Genomic DNA, 2,546 nt, shown 5'->3' with positions numbered 1-2,546 from the left:
CTATAAATGGCTTACTTTATAACAGATGCTTGTATAAGTTGTGTTGYTTGCAAAGAAGAATGTTCTGTTAGCTGTATAAGTGCAGGAGATGACAAATTCGTAATAGATGAAGATATATCTATAGGAAAGATTTTTATTTATCTTTAGTTGAATACAATTATTTTTATTTGAATTAATAATAACAAATTTCGACATTTTACTTGCCTTTATTGTCGAAGTTTGTTATTATTAATTTAAGGTTATTCCCCTAATAACCGATTATTTTACTCCCCAAATAAAATATATTCCCTAATAAACCCCTTTTTATAATATATTTTACCCCTTTTTATAGCCTTACTTGATCGGATTAAAGTAAGGCTATTTTTTCATATTTTTTTATAATATCTCTTATAACTCTATATCCTTTTGCTTTAGTCTCAATATTTATACTTTCTCTATAGTCATCTATAACTTCCCATATAGAGCCTACTTTAAGTAACATTATATTTATATAACGGTCATCTGTATTTAAAGTCCATGTAAATTTTTCTTCACTTTCTTTATTATAATACCAATCTAAATTTGTATTTATACACGATATATCATTCATTATGTCTAACACATTATCATATCTATCATTAGTATCTACACTCATACATCGTTCAATTATTTTTATCATATCTTTTGGAATATGTGGTAAATATTTTTTTCTAATCGGAAATTTTCCTTTTGCACAAGCTATTTTTAAACTATTTAAGTCCTTATATTTTTTTGCTTGTTTATTATACTCTTCATTACCATTACATAACCTATATAATGTAGTTCCTATTTGATATATATCTATTTTTTTATTTATCGTTGAATTTATACATTGTTCAGGGGCTATATGTTTATAATACACATTTCTTAATTTTGCTTTTCCTAAACTATTTAAATATAAAGCTGATCCAAAGTCTGTAAGTATTGCATTACCTTCATTACTTATTAATATATTATTAGGTTTTATATCACAATGTATAATATTATTTTCATGAATATAATATACTGCTGAAAGAAAATCCAATGAATATTTTATTATTTGTCTTAATGTAAGATTTTGATTTTCTATTAAGTGTTGAATAGATCCATTTTTTAAATATGGCATAGTGATATATATATATTCTTTATCATACGATGCTGAATGTATATTCATTATATTAGGATGTTTTAACTTATATATCTTTTTTGATTCTTCAAAATATCTTTCTGGTTCTTTTAATGCCTTTTTATCTATTTGTTTTAATATAAAATTAGATCCTACTTGTAAATCTCTTACAAGATATAAAGATGAATTTACACCTTCTGATTTTATATCTTTTATTATCTCAAAGTCAAAATTAGTACTCAATTGCATATTTCCACCCCATAACTTGATAGTACTTCTTCTAAAGTTCCTTCAATTTTTATAGTATATATCTCTAAATTATCTTTTATATTCAAATATGCCTTTTTTATTTTATTCTGATTTATTATAATAATTATAAATTTTCTTAGATATTCTAATTTATCTCCTATGCTAAATGATATAGGTAGTTTTATCTCATTTTGGAGGATGCTATTTTGTTTATCATCATATATAGAAAATATCTCAAATTCAATCTTATCTATATATATATCTATAGATATTAAATTCATAATATTAACCCCCTGGAAAAAAATTTCGTCTTTATATACTATGAATTCATACTTAGTTTAAACACTATTTATAAAAATTTAATGTCTTTTAAAATATATACTKAAARYWTTWTAWAMMKWWATGATGAAGCAAAAACTACAGGACTAAGAATTAATACCTTAAAAWWWRWWMWWRAAACATTTTATACCTAAATTTTCATATAAAAATAGATTTTTTGAAAAATATAAAAAGAAGCTTTTAGCTTCTTTTTATATTTTATCTTTTATTATTAAAAATAGTTTTGCTGTTGCTAATGTATCACTATCAGCTCTATGTGCATTTTTATTTTCTATATTATAATAATTACATGCAGTTTCTAACTTTTTATTTTTTCCTTTATATGATTTTACTTGCTTTAATAGCTCTAATGTACAAATATAATTTGTTATTGGCTCTAAATTTAAAAGTTCTAAATAATAATTTAAAAACTTTAAATCAAATTTAGCATTATGAGCTATCATAGTTTTATCACCTAAGTAAGCCCTAAATCTAGGTAGTACTGTTTCTATACCTTCTTTATTCACTACCATATCATCACTTATATTAGTTATTTCTGTTATAAAATAAGGTATATGATTTTTAGGCTTTATTAATCTTGAATAATTTCTACCTATTTCACCTTGATTTATTTCTGTTATTCCAATCTCTATTATTTCACAACCTTTATATGGATCAAGTCCTGTTGTTTCTAAATCCACAACTACATATTCTTTCATAATTATTCTCCTTTTATGATTAAAAAATAAGCACCTATATATTCTATATTAGGTACTTATTTTTAATATTTATTTTATATACGGAACTGGATTCACATGCTTACCATTTATTCTTACCTCAAAATGAAGATGAAGAC

4 protein-coding genes are annotated in these 2,546 nt (G+C 22.9%); 1 reads left to right on the top strand and 3 read right to left on the bottom strand.

Annotated features, from left to right (window positions below):
• Positions 1–6 precede the first annotated feature (6 nt).
• Positions 7–147, top strand: a complete 141-nt coding sequence (locus tag G3997_RS02400) for a hypothetical protein (protein WP_296647511.1) — start codon at positions 7–9, stop codon at positions 145–147.
• Between the two features lie 199 nt (positions 148–346).
• Here G3997_RS02400 and G3997_RS02395 read toward each other — a convergent pair whose 3' ends face one another.
• The 3 genes from G3997_RS02395 to G3997_RS02385 all read right to left on the bottom strand — a co-directional run bounded on the left by G3997_RS02395 (position 347) and on the right by G3997_RS02385 (position 2,409).
• Positions 347–1,372 carry a serine/threonine-protein kinase gene (locus tag G3997_RS02395; RefSeq protein ID WP_296647508.1) on the bottom strand — a complete coding sequence of 342 codons (1,026 nt, stop codon included), beginning with the start codon at positions 1,370–1,372 and terminating at the stop codon, positions 347–349.
• On the bottom strand, positions 1,363–1,653 hold the full coding sequence (locus G3997_RS02390) for a hypothetical protein (protein WP_296647506.1): 291 nt from the start codon (positions 1,651–1,653) through the stop codon (positions 1,363–1,365). Before G3997_RS02390 ends, G3997_RS02395 begins: the two co-directional genes overlap by 10 nt.
• 249 nt (positions 1,654–1,902) lie before the next feature.
• Complete coding sequence (locus G3997_RS02385; RefSeq protein ID WP_296647503.1) at positions 1,903–2,409, bottom strand: 3'-5' exonuclease; 507 nt, start codon at positions 2,407–2,409, stop codon at positions 1,903–1,905.
• Between the last annotated feature and the right edge of the window lie 137 nt (positions 2,410–2,546).

The organism is Romboutsia sp. 13368, from assembly GCF_018336475.1.
GTDB lineage: Bacteria > Bacillota > Clostridia > Peptostreptococcales > Peptostreptococcaceae > Romboutsia.
This window is presented reverse-complemented; position numbering and strand designations above follow the sequence as displayed.

Excerpts from the sequence above, each read along its gene's own strand:
- G3997_RS02395 (WP_296647508.1), bottom strand. The coding sequence starts at position 1,372 with ATGCAATTGAGTACTAATTTTGACTTTGAGATAATAAAAGATATAAAA.
- G3997_RS02390 (WP_296647506.1), bottom strand. The coding sequence starts at position 1,653 with ATGAATTTAATATCTATAGATATATATATAGATAAGATTGAATTTGAG.
- G3997_RS02385 (WP_296647503.1), bottom strand. The coding sequence starts at position 2,409 with ATGAAAGAATATGTAGTTGTGGATTTAGAAACAACAGGACTTGATCCA.